The following is a 21,369-nucleotide window of genomic DNA, read 5'->3' on the forward strand; positions in this document are numbered from 1 at the left end:
CTCCTCCTAGGATCAATTGGTGGTCTTATCCGTTACCTTGTCCACGAAAGCGTTCGTGTAGGTTTTGGAAAGATCGATTGTTGCGGCAGCAACCTTTTCGTTGAAGCTCTTGAGGACGGCCAACGGCGTCTGCGTGTCGGTCTCGCTGAACTTGCCGTCCACCGAGAAAATCGGCTTGGCATTCTGGACGGCCTTCACATAGGTGTCCCGGTCGCCGGAGATGAATTCTTCCGGCAGTTTTTCGACAATCTCTTCCGCGCTATGTGTGTTCATCCATGCCAGTGCCTTGACGGTCGCGTTCGTGACCTTCTGGATGGTTTCCGGGTTCTCATCGATATAGGCCTCTGTCGCATAGAGGACGGCGGTCGGATAAATTCCGCCATAGATCTCCTTGGCTCCCTCGTCGCTGCGGGCGTCGATCAAAATCTTGCCGACACCCTTTGCCTCGATAAAGGTCGCGGCGGGATCGTAGTTGACCAGAAGATCCACTTTACCTTGCTCGAGGGCCGCGACTGCGGCCGCGCCGGAACCGACGCCGATCAGCGAGATGTCGTCGGCCGAAAGATTGTTGCGCTGCAGGTAGTAGCGCACGAAGAAGTCGGAAGATGATCCCGGTGCGGTGATGCCGATCTTCGCGCCCTTGATCGTTTCCGGCTTGGTCGGATCGAAGGATGAGTTTTTCCCGCCGGCCAGAACCAGGCCAGAATTGCGCGCAAGCTGGACAAAGCCGACCACCGCCTTGTTCTGCGACTGCATCTGGATCGTATGGTCGTAGAAGCCGACAGCGATATCCGTGGAGCCGGCAACAAGCGCCTGCAGCGTCTTGGAGCCGCCAGATGCGAAGTTTTCGACGGTCACCTCAAGACCTTCCTTCTCGTAAAGACCTAGGCCAGCTGCGACCGGGAAGGGCAGGTTGTTGAGGTTGTAGGACCCGACGCTGATGCGCACAGGTTCCGCAAAAGCCGAACCGGCAAAAGCGACCGTTGCCGCAAGGGCGAGTATAAGTTTGCGCATGTGTATTCCTCCCTGATGCGTGGCGCCCTCCCGGCAACCACTTCCGATTATGCAGCGCAAACCACTTGCGCGATAGGTTTTGCAAAGACCCGGCCCTCGAAGAGGCGTCGGGCCGTCCGCAGGATTCCGGCAACTGTCTTGCCGTCGCGGGTATCCAGTTTTACTTCCAAACGACCGCTTGGATGTTCGAGAACGAGGATGACCGGCGGCTTGCGATTGCCGATCAGTTGCGCAGCGACGGTTCCGTCGCTGATGCAGGCCGTGGCAATCCCAACCGCGCCGGTTGTTGCAAGAGACGGGTGGCATTGGTGCGGCATGAAATAGCGCACGCCGAGATCTCCGCCCTTGTTGGGAGTGGAGATCAACACCGGTTTGGGCGTGACCTGGTTGCTGACATCGCCCATGCCCATACGACGGCCAGCCTCAAGCCGTAGCGTTTCGAGTCGGTGCAGCATTGCGCCGTTGGCGTTAAGCTCGGCTGCAGGTTCGTTTCCCGTCACACGGAGGGCGGCGGCTTCGAGCAGCATCATCGGCATGGCGCAATCGATGCAGGTCACATCGATGCCATCAATCGTGTCGCACGGGTTGCCGGTCGGGAAAAGTTTGCCTGTGCGTGCCCCGGCCGCATCCATGAAGGTCAGCGCGATCGGTGCCGCATTGCCCGGCACGCCGTCGATCGAGGCATCTCCCATGTAGGCAACGCGGGCATCGGGGGTCGGAACCTCCGCTTCGATGAGTTTGCCGGTATTGACGTTGTGAATGCGCACGCGGGTTACGCCCGTCGCCGCCTTGACCAGTCCGGCCTCGATCGCGAACGGCCCGACGGCCGCAAGCATGTTTCCACAGTTGGGCGAGATATCCACGAACTGCTGATCGATGCGGACTTGGGCGAACAGATAATCGACATCAGCATCGGACACAGTTGACGGGCCGACGATGGCAACCTTGCTGGTGACGGGGTTGCCGCCGCCAATACCGTCAATCTGCAGAGGGTGACCCGAACCCATGACTGAAAGCAGGATCTGATCGCGTTGCCGCGAATCCGATGGAAGATCGGATGCGAGAAAGAACGGTCCTTTGGAGGTGCCGCCTCGCATCAGAACGCAGGGAATGGAAATCAGGTCGTTCATGGTTGTACCCGCATACTGATGTGATTTATATATCAATCAGCTTCTTTGTTGCAGTAAGCGGCAAAATGATTGATATGGGAAATGCGAATATCAGAGGGAATGATGCGTTATGAGCATCAATTGCGAGATACTGGATCTGCGCGCGTTTCTGTCGGTCGTCGAACTGGAAAACTTCCACCGCTCTGCCGAAGCGCTCAATCTGTCCCAGCCGGCGCTCAGTCGTCGAATTCAGAAGCTCGAGCTGGCAATCGGGGCGCCTTTGCTCGAGCGCACCACGCGTCATGTCTCGACAACCGCCCTTGGCGCGGAACTGATACCTTTGGTGCGACGAATGCTTGAGGAGTTCGACACGTCGCTGTTTGCGGTGCGCGATGTCGGATCTCAGCGCAGCGGCCTCGTGACAATCGCATGTCTGCCGACGGCTGCTTTCTATTTTTTGCCGACCGTCATCAAGCAATTCAGCGCCGAGTATCCGAACATTCGTTTTCGCATTCTCGATCTCCCGGCCACCGACGGACTGCAGGCAGTCGCCCGTGGGGAAGTCGAGTTCGGCATTAATATCATGGGCTTTTCAGATCCCGACCTCATCTTCGAGAGGCTCATCGAAGATCCATTCGTGCTGGCGGCACGCAAGGATCATCCGCTGGCAGCGAAGAGCGAACTCGAATGGGACGATCTGGCGCCCTATCAACTGATCACAGTTCACCGGTCCAGCGGCAACCGTACGCTTCTTGACGCCGCGCTGGCGAAGTCGAACCTGAAACTGCGCTGGTCCTATGAAGTCACACATCTTTCGACATCGCTTGGTTTGGTGGAAGCGGGGCTTGGAATTTCGGTTCTGCCTAAACTCGCCACACCACAGGAAGAGCACCCGTTCCTCGTCACGAGACCTATTGGCAATCCTCAAATCTCACGAACGATCGGCATTGTGCGTCGTCGCGGTGGGACGCTTTCGCCCGCGGCCGAGCGCTTCATGACAATGTTGATTGGGACGTGGGCCGAAGGAAACTGAGCAACTGAAAGGAATCCGGGATGGTTACCCGACTACTTTTGAGTCAAATGCTCGTGTATGCGGTTGCCAGCTCAAAAAGATCGCCATAGCGGACGAGCACCCTCTAGTTTCTGGTGCCTTCGCTGGGCTGCTAGGTGCCTTCGGGTACAGCCGGACTCCACCATGTCATTACGCTTGTGGCTGGAAACGCGGGTGCTGACCGTCGCCTCGCCACCTATCTGGCGGCGAAGGGCCGGACCGGCGCCGACGGCCGCTATTGGTTTCGAGCGGTGAAGCCAAAGTACTACCCGATCGCAGACGATGGACCCGTTGGCAAGCTGCTGGGTGCGCTCTATGGGCGAAAAGGCGCAGCTTGCTCCCGAGACGGTCGAAGGTGTTCCATAATAGCGGATTATGTCGTAAATCACTGTAGGGGGGTGGGTTCAAGGATGAAGTGCGACTTGCGAAAGATGCCAATCGGTTATCGCTCGCAAGGAAAGCGCAATGAGACACACCTACTCCCATATCGACCTGGATGAACGCCGCAAGATCGCTCGCTGGCGGACGGCCGGCATCAGCGTTGACGTGATCGCCGAGAAGCTGCACCGACATCGCTCAACGATCTTTCGTGAGCTCAAGCGCAACACGTTCGTCGACAAGCTGATACCGGATCTCAACGGCTATTACTGCGTGACGGCCCATGACATGGCGCGAGAACGGCGTACCAAGCTGCGCAAACTTGCCCGGTTCTCGCAGCTGCGCCAATCGGTGATCGAGCGCATCATGCATGGCTGGTCGCCACAACAGATCGCTGGCCGATTGCAGCTTGAGCGCCATCCGATCTCCGTCAGCCATGAGACGATCTATAAGTTCGCCTATTCCTCGGACGGTCATGCGATCAAGCTGTGGCGGCACCTGCCGGAACACCGGGCCAGGCGCCGGCCGCGGCATGCTCGACGTCGACACGGTCAGCGCTTCAGCCCGGAATTGAACATCCTGCGCCGCCCGGACGTCGTTGCCGATCGCAAGCAGTTCGGGCACTGGGAATGCGACCTGATCCAGTTCCGCAAGAAATTCGGCAAGGCCAACGTGACATCGCTCGTCGAACGGGTCAGCCGCTTTGCGATCTTCCTTCGCAACAACGATCGGCAATCCCGGCCTGTCATGGACGGGCTGATCCGCGCGCTGCAATCCCTGCCCCATCTTGCCCGCCGCTCGATCACATTCGATCGCGGCACCGAGTTCACCGACTGGCCGTATCTGCAAGCAAACATCGGCACCCAGACCTGGTTCTGCGATCCGCAATCGCCTTGGCAGAAAGGCACCGTCGAAAACACCAATGGGCGAGTTCGCAAATGGCTTTCGAGAGAGGTCGATCCCTTGTCGGTGACGGACGCAGACCTTCCTGCGGTCTGCAACCGGCTGAACTCAACACCGCGGAAATGCCTCGGCTACCGAACACCGGCAGAGGTCTTTCGAAAGAAATTGCTCGCCCAGATGAGACATGCCGGATAGCTTGAAGTGCTCCGCAAGTCGCGGTTCGCCATGAACTCACAGGGCTATTTAGTAATGCGACAGTTGGGCCAGTTAGAGATGCGACAGTCTCGCCTCTCGATGCGCTGGTCAATGCCAACGTTGGGAGCAAGGATGACGACCTTCAGCCTGGTCGAGACCATGAGCGGTCGGAGTCGTCATGTCCTGTTTGATCACCATGTCGCAGAAAGAATTGCATCGCCTCGAAGTTATTCAAAAGATCCGTGATCAGCGCCTGAGCGTGGTCCAGGCCGCTGAGCTGCTTGGGCTCAGCCGAAGTCAGGTGCACAGGCTGCTGCAGGCCTATGACCGTTCCGGTGCAGCCGGGTTGGTTTCGAAGAAGCGATCACGGCCAAGCAATCGGCGCCACAGCGAGGAGTTTCGCAATGCGGCGCTAGACCTGATCCGCGAACGCTATCTCGATTTTGGCCCGACGCTGGCGCGCGAGAAGTTGATCGAACTGCATCACATCTCGCTCGCCAAGGAGACGTTACGACAATGGATGACAGAGGCCGGCATATGGGTCTCGCGACGCGAGCGTAAGAAGCGGGTTTTCCAGCCGCGTGGCCGGCGCGATTGCTTTGGTGAGCTCGTGCAGATCGATGGCTCGCATCACTGGTGGTTGTCTAATCGCATTCCATCCGTCAAGCTGATTTGAGCATTCCTCGACGTTGCCGTCTTGCGGGATGGGAAAGACGGCTAGACTGTTTGGATGGATCTGCCCTCATCGGCCGTACCGGCAGAGCTGTCCATTGCTGGGCGCAGGGTTGTCTCCGCGGTCGACAGATGTCGCCGCACAATGGTCTTCGCAGGTGGGATCTTCCTAATGTTCGAGGCGCAGTCTCAACGAGCTGCAGCCACTAGAAGCGGAATGATCCTGCCCACGTCCGCAGCAGGGACGCTCAGCGCCTCTAGTTAGATGACGCGCTGAGGGATGAAGGCTGAGCGCATCGCCTATACAGCGGCACCAGCCGATGCGTTGAACACTTCTCCTGTTCTGAGCATGCTGTGCATGATGACCGCAAGCTTTCGGGCAACCGCCACGGCGGCGCGCTTGAAGCCAAGTCGCTCGCGCAGCTTAAGTCCCCAGCTCTTGAGACTGCTCTCGGCCCTGGCGCTGGTTCTCGTCAAAAGCACTGTCGCCGCTTCATAAAGCAGCCCACGTAAACGATTGTCCCCCCTTCGCGAGATATGGGCGTCATAGTCGACCTCACCTGACTGATAACGTCGCGTTGTCAGCCCAAGCCAGGCGCCGACCGAGCGTGACGTTCGAAAGTTTTCTGGATTTTCAATTGCCGTAACGTAGGACACCGCTGTGACTGCGCCGATTCCCGGGATTGTCATCAATAGCTTCGTGGCTTCGCTTTGACGGGCCACTATAAGCAACTGGCGACCAAGATCGGCGGCGCGCTTGCGGATATCGTGCCACGCGTCCAAAAGAGGCAAGATGATCTTCGCAAGCTCGTTGTTCCCGTCCAAAAGCTTCCGCACATCGCCATCAAACACTCGACCCTTCGCTTTCGGGATGATCAGACCGAAGGTCTTCATCAGGCCGCGGATTTGATTGCCGAGTTGCGTTGAGATGTACAGGAGTTGTTCGCGGGCAGCCACCAATGAGCGGGTCATCATAGCGTCAAACGACTTGACGCGAACCGCTTTGTAAAAACCGGCTTCAGCGAGTTGAGCTAAACCATCCGCATCATTGGCATCGGTTTTGTTGAGCGTCTCGTTCAATACCTTTTGCGCGTGCCGCGCTTCTATACAGATCGCCGGCACTCCCTCGCTCGTCAGCACGTGATAGAACCACGTCGACAACGGTCCCGTCTCGAATACGACGCGCCGAGCGTAAGGGGCATGCTTGCGGATCATCTCCGCCAGAAGTTTTGGATCCGAAGGACATTTCCCCCGCCAGATCCGCTTCCCGTCTTCGCGGATCGAAATTGCCGTATCTTTCAATGAAACATCAAGGCCAATATATTGGTTCATGGTTGCCTCCATCCGATGTTTGGGCCCGGTTCCAATCGAGAGCCCGTTTTTCCATCTTATCGGGGGCAACCACCCTCGCCAGACCAAAAGCCGCAGACGATCGCGCCGCGATTACTCCATGTTCGAGAACCGCGGCCCCAAATGCGCCCTACTCGACTATATCGATGACGCCACCGGCAAGCTGCTACATCTACGGTTTGCCGGATCGGAGAATACATTCGACTATCTGCACGCGACCAAGGCCTATCTGCAGCAATGGGGCAAGCCGCTGGCGTTCTACAGCGACAAGCATGGCGTTTTCCGCAGTACGCATGCTTCTGAGAAAGACCGGACGAGCGGCCTGACACAGTTCGGTCGGGCGCTTTATGAGCTGAACATCGACATTATCTGCGCCAACACCCCGCAAGCCAAAGGCCGTGTGGAGCGCGCCAACCAGACGCTGCAGGATCGGCTGGTCAAGGAGTTGCGGCTTCGCGGCATCGATACGATTGAGGCAGCCAACGCTTATGCGCCGGAATTCATGGCAGATTTCAATTCCCGGTTCGGCAAGCAGCCGCGTAATCCTAAGGATATGCACCGGCCGCTGGCCGATCATGAGAACCTGGATCCATGTGTAGGAAAGAAGCTCGCACGCTGTCGCAATCCCTGACGCTACGCTACGACAACGTGAGGCGCCGCCGGTTTGACTCCCTTCAAGGCGAAAGCTAGCATCCTATCTTGTGACCTACCCTCTCGACCGTTATACTGTTTTTGAAGAACAGTATAACACCGGAGTCGAGCTTATGAAGTCCATCGACCTCATGTATCAGACCATGCTCGCCGAGCTGGGTCAGCGCTCGCTCGACGCCGCTTGGACGGCCGATTTCCCTCCTGAGGGTCGGTTCACCCCGGCAAACATCAAGGGGCGCAAGTACTGGTACTTCGACATCCCAGATGGACATGGTGGTACCAAACGGCGTTACGTCGGTTCTGCTGATGATCCCGATATCGCGCAACGCGTAGCTGATCATAAGCGGGACAAGGACGATCTACGCGCTCGAAGGCGCTTGGTAAATAGCCTGACCCGCGAAGGCGGGATGATCGCCCCTGACGCCATGTCGGGCGACATCGTCGAGGCTCTTGCCGATGGCGGTCTCTTTCGGCTCCGGGGTGTTCTCATCGGCACGGTGGCCTTTCAATGCTACTCAGGACTGCTGGGCGTCCGCCTTCCCATGGCTGCGATCCTGACCGGCGATGCGGATATCGCCCAGGACTATGCCATCAGTCGGGAGGTTGAAGACAGTCTGCCTCCGATCGTTGAGCTGCTGCAGGGCGTCGACGCCAGCTTCCGGCCAGTTCCACACCGATCCGGATCCGCGGCCTCGTCGGCGTTTCAGAATGCCGACGGCTACAGGGTTGAATTCCTGACGTCGAACCGTGGTTCGGATGATTACATCGACCAGCCGGCGAAGATGCCTGCCCTTGGTGGCGCCGGCGCGGATCCACTACGCTTTCTCGACTTCCTCATAAGGGAGCCCGTCAGGACAATGCTGCTCCACCGAAGCGGTGTCCCAGTCGTCGTCCCTGATCCGTCCCGGTATGCGGTCCATAAGCTCATAGTCGCCAGCCGCCGACACACTGACGGGCAGGGGCCGGCGAAGCGAGAGAAGGATGTTCATCAAGCTGCGCTGCTCGTTGAAGCCCTGCAGCAGACAAGGCGATCTGCCGACTTGGCGCTCGTCTACAACGAAGCATGGGAGCGCGGGCCTGCGTGGCAAGAAGGTATTCGAACCGGGGCGGGAATGCTGCCGGCACAAGATGCCGAGCGGCTCAACACGGTGCTAATGGAGGGGGCAAAAAGAAACCGCGAAGAAATTGAACTTCCGTTTGGAGAGTAGCCTGTCTTCCGCTTCGAAAGCCAAGCAAACGGCACCGTGAAACTCTACCCATCTCCGGCCATGATGATGTCGTGGAAAGCCACTTGAAGGCGGCATGGATGACCTCCAGTCATCCCAGGCGCGGCCGCGGAGAAGCATTGTAGGCGTGGAGTCTTCATTGATATTAGTTCTGAAAAACGGGCCGTTGGTCCCGATCCCTTCAAGAGCAGGACATTTTGTTGGCGGCTGCCGGCCCGAAGCAGATTGATTCTGTCCCCAATTGGCCCAAAAAATCTCCCCATGAACCGCCAACCGCGCCGGCCATCCAGAATTGACGCATTTTGGCTCGCAAACCTCATGAGGCTTCGGATAGAGAGGCCTAAGATAGAAAATTCGATTAAGCTATTGGATGGCTGAAGCCTGTAAAGCTTAAGCGAGATGCACGCGTATTCTGTCAATGTATCCTACTAGTAACATAATGTACGCATCATTCCCTCAATATTTGGTTTAATGCCGCATCCTTGTCTTTCCGAGAATTTTTTAGCAGGAGAATTACTGTGAGATGCAACAGATATCGCGCTAGATCCGTTGTAGGTCGAGCATGCCGAGAAGATAATAGAAGTTATCGATATTATGACGATTTTCTGCATAGCGTTCATCTGCGTCCTCCATCTCATTGCGAAGTCTCGGTCTCAGCGTTTGTATCCTCCACATTGCCTCCTCAATGCGATCAAGGGCTGGCGATGATCAAAATATGTTGTAGTGACTACGTGGATTCGAAGCTTTGGATCAAAAGCTTTTCGTTTTCTCGTGTACCGGCGTTTTGATCTGCTTTGACCAGCCGCCCGTAATATTGCTTATTCAAAACAGGGCCGCATGCCGCGAAAGTATCCAAGTTGGAAACGGATCTTTCGGTTGCTGCGAAGCTGCGATCGTCGACAATTGCGATTTTGTTGTGCGCGTTAACGATTGCCGGTCCGTCGGGGAGGGTGGCGCCGCACCGACGTGGCCGCAGTCTGCAATACCGGCCGACCGGCGCTCTCGATGGTTGGAGAGCGCTCGTGGCGTGAAAGGCCAGCGGTTGCGTCGGCCTCGTTGGTTCGTGCGGGACGAAATGAGGTTCATGGAACTCAAGACGAAACTTGATCCGGCGCTGGACGACCTTTGCGACGACTGTACCGCAGAGTTTGCGATGTTTGCCGCTGAGACCAAAAAGATGTTCAAGGCCATACCACGCAGTCACCACGACCGGTTCGATATCGAGCTTCAGTCCAAGTTGTCCGAGAGTTATGTCGTGCCGAGCTCCGGATTGATGGCGATCGGTTATGCACTTGAAGAGGTGTCGAAATCCGGGGATGAAAATTATCCTCGCAGGTTAGACCACCAGTGATGGGGCGGTCATTCCTTCAATGTCGAGCGAATGCTGATCGGCCATTATATCGCGGAAGGCCGCCTACGAAGACTGACGGCCTCCCGCACTCAAGGACCCTATCGAGCATCAAGTGGCCGAAGACGAAGCGCATGATCTCGGCATTTGTTAACATGGGTGCCTCCGCAATTGTCACTCTCGTTTCAACAGGTTGGACACCGTGAAAATGTCCTTGTCGCCGCGGCCGCAGAGATTGACGATAATGATCTTGTCTGGCGCCATGAGCTTTGCTGTCTTCATGACCTCGGCAATGGCATGCGATGGCTCCAGCGCCGGAATGATGCCTTCCACCGTCGATAAGAAGTGGAACGCCTCCAGAGCTTCTGCGTCCGTGGCCGACGCATAGCTCACGCGTCCGCTTTCCTTCAGCCAGGCATGCTCCGGTCCTACACCCGGATAGTCGAGGCCTGCAGAAATCGTGTGTCCCCCGTTGATCTGTCCGTCACCGTCCTGCAGAAGATAGGTGCGGTTTCCGTGGAGGACGCCGGGCTTCCCTTTGGTCAAGGATGCGCAGTGCTCCGATGTATCGAGCCCTTTCCCGGCGGGCTCAACGCCAATCATGGAGACGCGACTATCGGCGAGAAACGGGTGAAACAGGCCGATCGCGTTCGAACCACCACCGATAGCTGCGACCAGAAGGTCAGGCAGGCGGCCCTCATACCCAATTATCTGCTCACGCGCTTCCCTGCCGATCACCGACTGCAAGGTCCTGACCATCTCTGGATAGGGATGGGGACCGGCTGCCGTTCCGATCAAATAGTAGGTATCCTCGACGTTCGAGACCCAGTCGCGAAGCGCCTCGTTCATGGCATCCTTGAGAGTGCCGTTTCCCGAGGTCACGGCGCGCACCTCCGCTCCAAGCAGCTTCATCCGGAAGACGTTAGGAGCCTGCCGCTCAATGTCTGTCGCCCCCATGTAGATGACACAATCGAGCCCGAACCGCGCCGCCATCGTAGCGGTTGCGACACCGTGCTGACCTGCGCCCGTCTCCGCGATGATGCGCTGTTTCCCCATCCGCCGGGCGATAAGGATCTGACCGAGGCAATTGTTGATCTTGTGTGAGCCGGTATTGTTCAATTCATCCCGTTTCAGGTAGATGCGCGCGCCGCCGAGCCTGGCGGTGAATCTTTCGGCAAAATAAAGCGGACTGGGCCTACCAACATAATTTCGGGACAACTCGTCCAGCTCGTCCCAGAATGATTGGTCGGTCTTGGCCGCTTGCCACTCCTCGGTCACCGCCATGAGCAGCGGCATAAGCGTCTCCGCGACAAAGCGGCCTCCAAACTTTCCGAAGAAGCCGTTGTCGTCGGGTAGCGCATTTGATGACATCTGTTGCATTTTCCAACTCCTATCTTTGTTCGATACGGAACTGGTGAAATTCGGATGGTCTGGAGGCCGATATATTACACCCGCGCCAAAGCCGTTTGGATGATAAAGGCTCTTGCCTTGTCCAGTGTCTATGTTGAGCGATGCTTACAGCCGAGGAACCGGAGGCAGAGACCACGCACCGGAGAGCTTTTCCGCAAACGCTGCGGATATTTTGCCACGGCGCATTATCGTCACTTGAGCGTCGCTGCGCGAATACCTACGGACCGTGGCGTTGAGATTGTCGGACCAAATGCGGCTACCAAGGAATGGTTGTTCCATCATATGCGAAGAAGCCGCCCGTATGGTGTGGTGTCAAATCGTCCAGCATCCGCAAGATGCGCTTGGCGGCTTCATCAGGCTTTGAACGCCGGTGGCCCGATGAAAATGGATCGGACAATCGAGTTATGACGGTCCCGGGATGCACGGTTACAAGCAGGGACAGAGGGTTCGCCCTGGCCACTTCTATTGCGGCTGTGTGAACGATCTGGTTAAGCGCGGCCTTCGACGAGCGATATGAAATCCAGCCTCCCAGCGCATTGTCGCCGATCGATCCCACCCGCGCCGATAGAAGGGCAAGAATTACCCGCTTCTTTTTTGCGAGCAGCGGGACGAAGTGCTTCACGACGAGGGCGGGTCCAACGGCGTTGACGGCAAACTGGGCCATCATGGCATTTTGCGAAATCTGGCGTATCGACTTCTCCGGTCCCATGCCGCCAATGGTCAAAGCACCCGTGGCACAGATGATGAGATCAAACTCATTCGACTTGAGCATGTCCGCCGCGCGCTGCACGGAATTCTCGTCCGTAAGGTCGAACCCGTTCTCTTGACGAGAAAGTCGGGCAATCTTGGCGCAGTTGTTGTCCCTTTCCATCTGCCTCGAAATAGCATCTCCGATTCCTCCGCTGGCTCCAATGACCAAGGCAGAATACCCCGCATCTAATGATCGCATCAGCGTTTCGGTCATCCGGTGTTCTCCAGATTGCGTTCATTTTCGTCAGGAGGCCGGTTTCAACCGCGGGCCAGCATTATGAAACGCGCCTGATCCGATGCAGAAGCTTCGAACTGTCCCGCGAACGCGGTCGTGAGCGTCTTGGCTCCCTGCTTCCGGAGGCCGCGCATCGCCATGCACATGTGCTCCGCCTCGATCATGACGGCGACGCCTTTCGGGCGTAGGCTTTCTTCAAGAGCCTTCGCGATCTGAGCAGTCATGGTTTCCTGGGTCTGCAGCCTGCGGGCATAGAGATCGACAAGCCTTGCCATTTTTGAAAGACCGAGCACGCCCTGCTCGGGAATGTATGCGATATGAGCAATCCCATGGAACGGCACCATGTGGTGCTCGCAATGGGAATGAAACTCGATGTCTCTGACGAGCACCATCTCGTTGTAGCCACCGACTTCGGAAAAAGTCTTCGAAAGCACATCCTCAGGCTCCGTTGCGTATCCGGAGAAGAGTTCGCGATAAGCCTTTGCCACCCGCTTCGGAGTATCAAGCAGACCTTCGCGTGATGGATCGTCTCCGGCCCAGCGTATTAGCGTACGCACCGCCTCCTCAGCCTGATGTTGAGTTGGACGTTCCGAGGCAGCCACCGGGCATGCATTGGTGACAATAGCATCCATAAATCTCTCCGGAATTAATATGCGACTTGGCTTACGTCCCATGCCGGGTTGCGGATCAAAACTGCCGATCTGCAAAGTAGCGCAACTGTCAGATCGTTCTGGATACGCTGGTGGTCTGGATTTGGTGAAGAGGTCGTGATTGCGACAGTCGATTTAGCGCGGACCCTGTTGACTTGTTCCGTCGCCTGCAACCAGTGCTCAGGCCACCTGTCGGATATATTTTGGTATGGCGTTTCAGCCGTTCAGCCAAATCAAAGACGCGTTCAGGACGGAAGCAAATCCCACCCATAGCGCATAGGGAAAGAAGCAAAGACGCGCGACTCTATCTCTTGCTATCGCAATAAAACCAACGATGAAAATCAGTAGGCAGAGGATAATCGCCAGGCCCAAAGACATCGCATGCGCTCCAAAGAACAGTGGTGTCCAAAGCCAGTTCAGGACCATCTGCCCTCCCCAGACCGTCATGGTCCGGCCCTTGGCACCCTCGGTAAGCCACGTGCGCCAGCCCGCGAATGCAATCAGGATATAGAGCACGGTCCATGCCGGACCGAAAATCCAATTCGGCGGATTGAAAAACGGCTTGTTCAACGAGGCATACCAAGCCCCTGGTTGAATGGTTAGGCCGATCGCCAGCCCGACCCCGATGACGACAAGGAGAAACAGGCACAGCATCATTGCGCTGGTGGTGCGGTTTGAGGTCATAGCGCTGTTTTCTCCTGAACATCCGCGCGCGATCGGATATGCGACCGGTCTGTTTCTTTCGTCACTGCGGCGGAAACTCAAGCTTGCGAACGTCATAGCCGAGTTCGCTCGCCTTCTTTATCATGCCGTGCAACTTGTTTTTCGAGGGAACGTTCCTGGAGTAAATCCACAGGTTCGTCATCGACGGGTTGGCGCTGATAAACCAGGATTTGTCAGGAGATTTATACAAAACCCAATAGTTGAAAGTGATCAGCCAGGGGTATCGGACCTGCATCTTCGCATTTGTTGTCCCGAAATCCTGGATGGTCCCGGTGCCGCGGACGGTCTTCAGTCGACCTTGGGGCGTGTCGACTTTACAACCGTCCTCGATGATTATTTCATCTGGCGATTTGCCTTGTCGGTAGCTCGAATAGCCCGCAACGCAGCCGTCGGTCAGGAACATCGGTGTCCGGCCGACCTCCAGCCATGTCCCGCGATAGTGATCCAGTCCCACTTTAATCACGTTGGGTGTGGCGTACGCAGCGGCGGCTTCGCCAAGGATGAAGAGCACCGCCAGCAGAAGCCGACCCGCACGATTGAGACAATGTTTCATGAATACCTCCCCGGTGTAGGGTGCTCAGGCACCGCTGAATAAAGCCTCGACTGGCGTGAAGTTCCCGCATACCGCAGCGTTACGAAGGCCATCAGACTAGCCACGGCGAACGCGTTCAAGTTGAGGAGCATCGCAAGGTCTGTTTGCGTCCAAACGTGCAGCGGCGCGCCGATGAAACCCCGCGAAAACACGAAGGCGGCGAAAATGAGGACAGCCATTCCACGTTGCCACCAATGTTCGTCTTCTCGAAATGAGACTGCAACGAGCATTAAGCAGGCCGCCAGAAACAACTCAGTACCAGAGGATTGTCCAAAGAGCTTCGTTTCGAACAGAGTGTCAAACGTACCGACCAGCGGAAGCGCGATCCTTGCCGATAGCGGCGAACGCCGGGCTATAAAAGGGATCGCCAGAAAGAGCGGCGCTGCGGTTAATGTGCCAAGCGAAGCTGCCACGCCATCACCCACCAAATACCAAATGTATAGCGGGTAAAACGGCTTGTTCAGGAGGATGACCCAAACGACCGTCACGGAAGCCTTTGTCAATGGATCAAGATTTGCAGGTGCAACTGCCATCATGGTGTTCGCCCCAGAAGGTAGTGGCCGACACCCCAGATGTCTCCCCTGTGATGGCCGAACATGCCAGCTGTCGAAAGAAAGAACAGTCTCCAACGGCGCTGCCATAGAGACGCGTCCCGGCCATAGATCTGCCTTAAGATTGGCTGGATGCGATCGATGTGCCGATCGAAATTGGCAAGCCAGTCAAGAGAAGTGCGGCGATAATGTATGCCCGACCAGCGCCATTCCATTTCCACTTGGAACAGATCGCCGAAACGGTGCGGCAGATCATGGGCCGGCATGATGCCGCCGGTGAAGAAGTGCTGGGCGATCCAATCGGCAGGGTCAGCGCGGTCGAAACGATATGATCGGTCTTTGTGCGTGAAGATGTGCAGGAACAGCTTGCCGTCAGGCTCGATCCAGCGGTGCACCCGCTCTAAAAGCGCCCGCCAGTTCGACATGTGCTCGAACATTTCCACAGCGACGACGCGGTCATAACGCTGGTCGGCGTCAAAGTTGTTCATGTCGGCGGTGATGACGCTCAGGTTGGTCAATCCGCGTGCTTCGGCGCGGGCAATGATATGCGCTCGCTGAGAGGCGGAGTTTGATACGGAGGTGACGCGCGAATTCGGGAAATGCGTGGCGAGATAGAGCGACAGCGAGCCCCAGCCGCAGCCGAGCTCAAGAATACTCATGCCATCGTCGATGGCGGCGTGGTTCACGGTCTCGGCAAGAGCAAAGGTTTCGGCCTCGTCAAGCGTCGTGGTATCTGTCGGGTATAGACAGCATGAGTATTTTTTCTGCGCCCCGAGCGCCAGCGCGAAAAACGCGGATGGCACTTCATAATGTTGGCGGTTGGCCTCGTCAGTATGCGTGGCGACCGGAAAATGCCCCATCGCGTCGACAAAGATCCTCTCGCCCTCAGCTGACGTCGCCGCCAGTCTGCGCTTGGTGCGGTTGCAGAGGAGCTCGATGCCTGCGAGCGTTATGCTGTCGCTGAGCGGGGCTCGCTCAGCAGTCTTGATAGCGAAAGCCATCACATTCATCGCTCATCTCCTTGTGGGCGCTGTCTTCGAGGTGCTGGGAAAAAGGCGTTGACGCGGGTCTGTAGGTCGCGGAACTTTTCGCCGCGCGAGCGCAGCATGTGCTCTTCGAGTGGGGGGATGCCGGAGACATGAACGAGCAGCCAATACATCAGCAGTGGTGCGAGGATCGACAGCCAGCTCGAGATTGGCGCCGCAATCGCGAAAAGTGGCCAGCAACACCAGAAGAGCCATTCGAAGAAATAGTTGGGGTGGCGCGAATAGCGCCATAGGCCTGCTTCGCAGACCTCTGTCTTCGCCTGTGGTGTTTTCCGGAAGCGCGCCAGCTGCACGTCGGCGATCGCCTCGCCAACCAGCGCTACAGCAGCGATCAAGGCTGCGATCCCATCAGCGAAACCTGGGAACGCCATCCCATTGTTCGCTGCGAGATAGACCGCCAGCACGAGCACGAATGCCGCTAGCGCCTGGATCTGGAGAAAGAGGAATAGTCGCCACGCACCGCTATCACCCCACTCTGCTATAAGTCTTGCATAACGGGGGTCTTCGCTACCGCCTCTGGTACGTGAACCGATATGGCCGCCGAGCCTCAGTGCCCATGCGGCGATGATAGTCATGAGGGCGATGCGACGATCAAGGTCCCCATTCGAAAAAAGCGCTGCGGTCATACCGCCGACGCCTACCGCGGCGGACCAGATCGTGTCGATCCAGCCGCTCAAGCTCGTGACACGCTGAATTGCCCAGGCGATTACCATCGCAAGCGACAATAGGATCGCGATGAGAACTAAAAGAGACAAATCCATCGTTTTTTCCATCGGGGTGGATTGCTAACGAGTTTCTCTACGGCCTTGCACACCGATCAGTTTTCCCCCGGGCCGCGAAAATTCTCAAAAAATTGTGCGGCCAGCAAAACTAACCTGAGTTCCTCCTCGTAGAGGCGGTCTGAAAACCATGCATCAGGGTCGGCAACCGCTCACACCGAGAGGCTATATGGAATTTGATAGTCGGAACGCTGGCGGACGGCGCCGGAATATAGCCGTCGTTGGAACCGACATCTCAGGGCTTTCGGCACGAGCGCTTCGAACGGCTCTGGAATTATTACCTTAGTTACTGCCAGGCTGGTTTTGAGGAAGGAAGCATCGACGTCGGCCTTTACACGATCGAACATGCTTGAATCGCACCTTGAGGAGAAACGGAATGAACCCGATGATGCCGATGGTCGCAGTTTTAGCTATTGGGGCTGCAAGCATGGCGGGGGCTGCTGACATCAGCGGTCAGTGGGCGCGCGGAGACGGAAACGCAAAGGTGAAGATCGCGCCTTGCGGTTCGGATGTCTGCGCTGTCAACACCTGGATCAAGCCGGGGACGCCGAAGGAGAAGGAAGGCGACAAGCTTGTGATGTCGATAAAACCAGACGCCGAGGGTAGCTATTCGGGCACTGCTTTCGATCCGCAGCGTAACTTGAGCTACAAGCTGACGGTAACCGTCGACGGCAACAGGATGACCACGAAAGGCTGTGTGGTCGCTGGTTTGCTTTGCAAAGCTATGGACTGGACGCGCATTGACTGAGGCGCAGGATTTGCAAGGAGAAAAAATGTGAAAACCTATATTGTCGCTTATCTTGCAACGCTGATTGTTTTCGTAGCGATTGATTTCGTATGGCTTGGCAGCATGGCAGATCGCCTTTATCGCCCGACTTTGGGCGAAATTCTGGCCCCTGAATTCAGGCTGGCTCCAGCCGTCGCCTTTTACCTCACCTACGCGGCCGGACTGACGTTTCTGGCTGTCAGGGCAGGCTTGATGTCTGGCTCCGTGGTCACGGCCGCACTATACGGCGCGGCCGTTGGCTTCACAGCGTACGCAACCTACGACTTGACAAACCAATCGACGCTTAAAAATTGGTCGACGACTTTAACGATGGCCGATTTGCTTTGGGGTAGCGCCTTATCGGCTGTTTCAGCCGGCGCAGCTTTTTGGATTACGCAGCGAGTTGTGGGAACACTGGATAAGATGTGGTGAGGTTCCGTAGGGGATATCTGACTTCGCATCGGCAGATGATCCGTAGCGTGTTTAAATTATTCACGTCGCTTTTTTGATCCGCTCAGGTTCGCACGCGTAATTCAGGTCATGAACATGCAATTACCGCTCCGATCCGGATTACGTCGAGGGAACTGTGCTAAGGCAGTCGCCTGGCGCACGCCGGGTTTGGAACGAAAGGTCGGCGCCTTGGGGGAAGAGAAGCAAAAATTGGATGCCGCGCGGATCAATTCATTGATGTCGGCCGTGGGAAAGTCGCGCGACATCGACTCATTCGAAATTCTGTACAGGCACTTTTGCCCGCGCGTCCGCTCTTACATGGTCCGTCTGACGAGAGGCAATCGCATACTCGCTGAGGAACTGACCCAGGAAACCATGATGCGCGTCTGGAATAAGGCGGCGCTGTTCGATTCATCAAAAGCGCAGGCATCGACCTGGATATTTGCGATTGCGAGAAATCAAATGATCGATGCTGCCCGCAAAGGTGCCCATCCGGAATTCGACATTAACGACCCCGCGTTTGTGCCAGATGAGATGGAAGCAGCTGACGTCAAGATACAGCGGCAACAGAACGCGCAGGAGCTGCATAATGCAATGCTCACATTGAAACAGAAGTACGTGGAAGTCCTTCGGATGTCGTTCTTCGACGGTCTGACCCACACAATGATAGCAGAAAAACTAAACCTCCCACTTGGAACGGTAAAATCGAGGATACGGCTTGCATGCGAGAAATTGCGGATGGCGATTCAGGACGATGCCAAATGATTGAACACCATCTGGATGACGATATGCTCCTGCACTACTCCGCCGGGACTCTGGCGGAGGGTTGGAGCGTCGCAGTTGCGACCCACCTCGCACTTTGCCCATTATGCCGCGCAAGTCTTGCGATGCTCGAAAACGTTGGGGGCTACTTTCTCGAATCCGAAGACGCAGGCGAAGACGACGTGACAGCAAGCTGGCAAAGCCTCCGAGCGACGATTGAAGCTGGTGAGATCGAGAAAGTGGTGCCAATCAAGAAGCACACGGCCGCCAACAACATTTACCCCGAGCCCCTGAGGTCTTACATAGAGCGAGCTGGCGGGTTGAGGTGGCGCAGACTGGGCCGCGGCGCAGCGCAGATGATTATACCGACCGACGACAATACGACGACCGTTCGATTGCTGAAGATTCCTGCCGGTCAGCCCGTTCCGGAACATTCCCACGACGGCTCCGAACTGACGCTTGTTCTCGATGGCAGCTTCAGCGATGAAGTCTCGACGTTCGCGCGAGGCGACGTCGAAATGGCAGATGGCGATCTCATGCATCAGCCACGTGCCAGCGCCGGAAAAGACTGCATTTGTATTGCCGTCACTGACGCGCCTTTGCGCTTCAAAAGCAGGTTTGTGCGCTGGCTGCAACCTCTGTTGGGCATCTGATGGTCAATAGAAATCACGACGCCGAGAAGCGCACAGTAAGGCGCCTTTGAACTGTAAATATCTGAAATCTCGATCTTGCTTTAAAATACTAGACCAATTTCCGAGAACGCAGCCAACTCCAAGGATCACACGAAACTCGTCGCCGCTGTAAAGGCTGCGGGTTTGGTTTCAGCGTTTAAAGGCAAAGGACCTTTCACAGTCTTCGCGTGCACCAAGGAAGCGTTCGAAGCGCTCCGAGGGCACGGTGGAAACGCTTCCAAAGCCGGAGAATGAGGCTCGACTTGTAAAGCTGCTGACCTGCCACGTGATTGGTACCGATGCCATGTCGAGCACGGTCGGCGGCTATGTGTTCAGGGCCAAGGAAGCATGGGCAAGATCACCCTTACTGACAACCTAGGGGTAGTGCTACTGTGACGGTCGCTGATGTCAAGCAGTCGAATGGCGTCAACCATGTCATCGATAAGGTGCGTCTGCCGAAAATGTAGATAGGGGACGCTGTGGCGTCCCGGCTTTCTATTGCAAGATCAGTCGATTGACGTGTCTGGCGTTTCTTCAATATCTGATTGCCATCCGAGTTCCATGCATAACTTTTCTCCAGCAGTCACCCCTGTCCGGAGGTCTTGAAAGGGGCCTTCAAGAATTGTGGTTTTGCCACGAAAGATCACAATGACATTTTTAATCACCGGATCGTAGAAAACCGTCATTCCATACTCATAATTCACGATCTGCTCCTTCCCTGACTTAACAGGGGCCGGCGGATGCCGCGCCGACCCCCTGCAGGCCTCACTCTGGTCCGCATCAGCTCCTGGGGTGCGGAGCCGGTCCGATCGCGGGTAGGACTTCCGCTCGGAACAGATGTTTTACGTCAAACAACTCCGGCAGATCAGAACCGTTTCAACTCTGTTGACGATACCAGCAATTTCATTTCTGTGGCGCTCAACGCCGGATTATCTCATTGCTTCACTGGCGGATAAAAAGTGTGGAAGCCTGAACAGGTCTTGTCCCACAGACGCTAGCACCAAAAGAACAAAAGAGGAGGAACCCGAGGGCAGTGGCCGGCACAGGATCGTGGGCTTGGCGCAACAGAGCGTCTTGTCGCCAACATAGCCTAGACCATAGTTCCCTCGTCCTGGCTGGCCATCTACGGTTCAGCGAAGCTGGTGACCGGGGCGAGTCCGGCGCTTGATGCCAAACCACCGCGTCTAACGCGGAAGCGTTCGCTTGCACACGTTGGTCGTACGGCGAACGGCCGTCCATGCGGACAGCGTGTAAGTAGTCACCGAGTTTCCAAAGCGCCTTCTTGCCCCGCCACCAAGCTCACAGGCGTAAAACAAACGTGGTGTGGCATGGTGAAGAATTGTGTCGCTGTCCAAACCAAGCGCTTTGAGACCTTCCCTCATCTTTGGGAGCCTCGGACTGGTGCCCTCGCCGAAGCGATTGTTGATACGACGCGAAAAATGCATTGCCTGCGTTCGCTGGACCGCCCGGCCAAGTTGTCGTCGAAAATCTGACGGACGAAGTGCCCCGAGTCGCAATGGTTAGCAAGGAAATAAGGGTTAATGAATCCTTAAACCCTAGTGGGCTGGAGATGAGCGCCTTCTGTGCGGCAGCAAGGGCTCTAGGAGCTTCTAAAAAGTTGCGACCTCGCAACTTTTTCAACGGAAGAAAGAGAGCACCAATCCGCAACGATGATACACCGACAGAAAGTTGCGGTGTAAGCGAAATTCCGCCGGCTTTGACGGACGACATCAAGAGAGAGCATGTTGCCCTTTGCAAAGTTGCGACCTCGCAACCTTAGTCCTGAAGGAGCCGGGCGACACTGCAAATCCCGTTTTCGGTTTTTTCCAATTTACACAGTTTCCGGCTCCTAATTCAATGTCGTCCGGGGATGAGAGGCTAGGGAGTTGCAATGGATGCATCGCCTAAATGCGCGTTGTCTAGCAGCATCTGCGTGCGCTGATCCTCGAACTCGGCAAGGGTTTTTCGTTCGTCGGAAGAAGAGCGGCATAGGACGGTATTTCCAAAGGTGAAATCGGGGTCATGGCGCCCCAACATCGTCAATCATCAAGCGTTCCATGGTCGGGCGCCGAGATAAAGCACGCCGC

20 protein-coding genes and 5 pseudogenes are annotated in these 21,369 nt (G+C 56.4%); 13 read left to right on the plus strand and 12 right to left on the minus strand.

Annotation, left to right across the window (positions count from 1 at the left end):
* Positions 1-12 precede the first annotated feature (12 nt).
* Entirely contained in the window at positions 13-1,014 is a 1,002-nt protein-coding gene (locus EEQ99_RS02560; RefSeq protein WP_127429986.1) for an ABC transporter substrate-binding protein, read from the minus strand.
* Between the two features lie 47 nt (positions 1,015-1,061).
* Complete coding sequence (locus tag EEQ99_RS02565; protein ID WP_097623348.1) at positions 1,062-2,144, minus strand: 4-oxalomesaconate tautomerase; 1,083 nt, start codon at positions 2,142-2,144, stop codon at positions 1,062-1,064.
* Positions 2,145-2,253: 109 nt separating this feature from the next.
* On the opposite strand from EEQ99_RS02565, the gene EEQ99_RS02570 reads away from it, so the two are divergent.
* The 4 genes and pseudogenes from EEQ99_RS02570 to EEQ99_RS02585 all read left to right on the plus strand — a co-directional run.
* Complete coding sequence (locus tag EEQ99_RS02570) at positions 2,254-3,156, plus strand: LysR family transcriptional regulator (RefSeq protein WP_127429987.1); 903 nt, start codon at positions 2,254-2,256, stop codon at positions 3,154-3,156.
* Positions 3,157-3,389: 233 nt separating this feature from the next.
* Positions 3,390-3,488: pseudogene (locus EEQ99_RS35555) on the plus strand (6-chlorohydroxyquinol-1,2-dioxygenase); the annotation flags it as partial.
* 151 nt (positions 3,489-3,639) lie between these two features.
* On the plus strand, positions 3,640-4,650 hold the full coding sequence (locus EEQ99_RS02580) for an IS30 family transposase (RefSeq protein ID WP_127429988.1): 1,011 nt from the start codon (positions 3,640-3,642) through the stop codon (positions 4,648-4,650).
* 178 nt (positions 4,651-4,828) lie between these two features.
* Positions 4,829-5,323 (plus strand): annotated as a pseudogene (locus EEQ99_RS02585) (helix-turn-helix domain-containing protein); the annotation flags it as partial.
* 299 nt (positions 5,324-5,622) lie between these two features.
* Here EEQ99_RS02585 and EEQ99_RS02590 read toward each other — a convergent pair.
* Positions 5,623-6,654, minus strand: a complete 1,032-nt coding sequence (locus EEQ99_RS02590) for an IS110 family RNA-guided transposase (RefSeq protein ID WP_097596471.1) — start codon at positions 6,652-6,654, stop codon at positions 5,623-5,625.
* Between the two features lie 121 nt (positions 6,655-6,775).
* On the opposite strand from EEQ99_RS02590, the pseudogene EEQ99_RS02595 reads away from it, so the two are divergent.
* The 3 genes and pseudogenes from EEQ99_RS02595 to EEQ99_RS35020 form a co-directional block, all read left to right on the plus strand.
* A pseudogene (locus EEQ99_RS02595) lies at positions 6,776-7,323 on the plus strand (ISNCY family transposase); the annotation flags it as partial.
* A gap of 113 nt (positions 7,324-7,436) precedes the next feature.
* The gene (locus tag EEQ99_RS02600) at positions 7,437-8,531 is read left to right on the plus strand and encodes a nucleotidyltransferase family protein (protein WP_028759043.1); all 1,095 of its coding nucleotides are present in this window, start codon (positions 7,437-7,439) and stop codon (positions 8,529-8,531) included.
* A gap of 1,102 nt (positions 8,532-9,633) precedes the next feature.
* Positions 9,634-9,900, plus strand: a complete 267-nt coding sequence (locus tag EEQ99_RS35020; RefSeq protein WP_244604750.1) for a hypothetical protein — start codon at positions 9,634-9,636, stop codon at positions 9,898-9,900.
* 171 nt (positions 9,901-10,071) lie between these two features.
* On the opposite strand, the gene trpB is transcribed toward EEQ99_RS35020, so the two are convergent.
* The 8 genes from trpB to EEQ99_RS02650 all read right to left on the minus strand — a co-directional run bounded on the left by trpB (position 10,072) and on the right by EEQ99_RS02650 (position 16,627).
* Positions 10,072-11,277, minus strand: coding sequence for a tryptophan synthase subunit beta (trpB, locus tag EEQ99_RS02615; RefSeq protein ID WP_097596436.1), 1,206 nt, complete (start codon positions 11,275-11,277; stop codon positions 10,072-10,074).
* 286 nt (positions 11,278-11,563) lie between these two features.
* Positions 11,564-12,271, minus strand: a complete 708-nt coding sequence (locus EEQ99_RS02620; RefSeq protein WP_244604751.1) for an SDR family NAD(P)-dependent oxidoreductase — start codon at positions 12,269-12,271, stop codon at positions 11,564-11,566.
* 44 nt (positions 12,272-12,315) lie between these two features.
* Positions 12,316-12,924: a GTP cyclohydrolase I FolE gene (folE, locus tag EEQ99_RS02625; protein ID WP_097596437.1), complete on the minus strand. Its 609-nt coding sequence runs from the start codon at positions 12,922-12,924 to the stop codon at positions 12,316-12,318.
* Between the two features lie 234 nt (positions 12,925-13,158).
* Complete coding sequence (locus EEQ99_RS02630; protein ID WP_028756936.1) at positions 13,159-13,626, minus strand: TspO/MBR family protein; 468 nt, start codon at positions 13,624-13,626, stop codon at positions 13,159-13,161.
* A 61-nt stretch (positions 13,627-13,687) separates the two neighbouring features.
* Positions 13,688-14,218 carry a lipocalin family protein gene (locus tag EEQ99_RS02635; RefSeq protein ID WP_028758878.1) on the minus strand — a complete coding sequence of 177 codons (531 nt, stop codon included), beginning with the start codon at positions 14,216-14,218 and terminating at the stop codon, positions 13,688-13,690.
* On the minus strand, positions 14,215-14,793 hold the full coding sequence (locus tag EEQ99_RS02640) for a hypothetical protein (RefSeq protein WP_127429990.1): 579 nt from the start codon (positions 14,791-14,793) through the stop codon (positions 14,215-14,217). Before EEQ99_RS02640 ends, EEQ99_RS02635 begins: the two co-directional genes overlap by 4 nt.
* On the minus strand, positions 14,790-15,818 hold the full coding sequence (locus EEQ99_RS02645; protein WP_127429991.1) for an SAM-dependent methyltransferase: 1,029 nt from the start codon (positions 15,816-15,818) through the stop codon (positions 14,790-14,792). Before EEQ99_RS02645 ends, EEQ99_RS02640 begins: the two co-directional genes overlap by 4 nt.
* Positions 15,815-16,627: a DUF1295 domain-containing protein gene (locus tag EEQ99_RS02650; RefSeq protein WP_244604752.1), complete on the minus strand. Its 813-nt coding sequence runs from the start codon at positions 16,625-16,627 to the stop codon at positions 15,815-15,817. The genes EEQ99_RS02645 and EEQ99_RS02650 overlap by 4 nt, the downstream gene beginning before the upstream one ends.
* A 257-nt stretch (positions 16,628-16,884) precedes the next feature.
* On the opposite strand from EEQ99_RS02650, the pseudogene EEQ99_RS35560 reads away from it, so the two are divergent.
* The 6 genes and pseudogenes from EEQ99_RS35560 to EEQ99_RS02675 all read left to right on the plus strand — a co-directional run.
* Positions 16,885-16,986, plus strand: a pseudogene (locus EEQ99_RS35560) (SAM-dependent methyltransferase); the annotation flags it as partial.
* 23 nt (positions 16,987-17,009) lie between these two features.
* Positions 17,010-17,381 carry a DUF2147 domain-containing protein gene (locus EEQ99_RS02655; RefSeq protein ID WP_127429992.1) on the plus strand — a complete coding sequence of 124 codons (372 nt, stop codon included), beginning with the start codon at positions 17,010-17,012 and terminating at the stop codon, positions 17,379-17,381.
* Positions 17,382-17,408: 27 nt separating this feature from the next.
* Entirely contained in the window at positions 17,409-17,831 is a 423-nt protein-coding gene (locus EEQ99_RS02660; protein WP_127429993.1) for a DUF2177 family protein, read from the plus strand.
* Between the two features lie 255 nt (positions 17,832-18,086).
* The gene (locus EEQ99_RS02665) at positions 18,087-18,614 is read left to right on the plus strand and encodes a sigma-70 family RNA polymerase sigma factor (protein ID WP_049812552.1); all 528 of its coding nucleotides are present in this window, start codon (positions 18,087-18,089) and stop codon (positions 18,612-18,614) included.
* Entirely contained in the window at positions 18,611-19,264 is a 654-nt protein-coding gene (locus tag EEQ99_RS02670) for a ChrR family anti-sigma-E factor (protein WP_127429994.1), read from the plus strand. Before EEQ99_RS02665 ends, EEQ99_RS02670 begins: the two co-directional genes overlap by 4 nt.
* Positions 19,265-19,348: 84 nt before the next feature.
* Positions 19,349-19,749, plus strand: a pseudogene (locus tag EEQ99_RS02675) (fasciclin domain-containing protein); the annotation flags it as partial.
* A 39-nt stretch (positions 19,750-19,788) separates the two neighbouring features.
* Here EEQ99_RS02675 and EEQ99_RS02680 read toward each other — a convergent pair.
* Positions 19,789-19,986, minus strand: coding sequence for a hypothetical protein (locus tag EEQ99_RS02680; protein ID WP_028757999.1), 198 nt, complete (start codon positions 19,984-19,986; stop codon positions 19,789-19,791).
* Between the last annotated feature and the right edge of the window lie 1,383 nt (positions 19,987-21,369).

The organism is Rhizobium anhuiense (genome assembly GCF_003985145.1).
In the GTDB taxonomy this organism is placed as follows: Bacteria; Pseudomonadota; Alphaproteobacteria; order Rhizobiales; family Rhizobiaceae; genus Rhizobium; species Rhizobium anhuiense.